Consider the following 260-nt stretch of genomic DNA (forward strand, 5'->3'; position numbering starts at 1 on the left):
GCAATGTATTGATATAATTCTTCATCGACTTCAATTATCTTCATTTTTTTCTCTCCGTTTGCTAAAATTTTCGTCCATTATAACGATTTCTAACCAAATTCTCACGTAAAATATATGTCATCTTCCCAATTATTAAACCATCAATTTCACCAAACAAAACAATCAATGAATTCACCTACCTTAGTTTTCATTCATGGCTTGTTTGGAGATATGAATAATCTTGGTGTAATCGCCCGTGCATTTAGCGATAACTATAATAT

The 260-nt window shown here is 30.8% G+C and carries 1 protein-coding gene; it reads right to left on the minus strand.

Features of this window, described 5'->3' with window-relative positions; translation table 11 throughout:
• Positions 1-44: hypothetical protein (locus ACTHR7_RS10870; protein WP_440370816.1), on the minus strand; the 44-nt coding region annotated here is incomplete at its 3' end.
• Positions 45-260: the final 216 nt, after the last annotated feature.

Origin of the sequence: Neisseria sp. P0007.S010 (assembly GCF_051962875.1) — a bacterium.
GTDB classification, from domain to species: Bacteria; Pseudomonadota; Gammaproteobacteria; order Burkholderiales; family Neisseriaceae; genus Neisseria; species Neisseria subflava_A.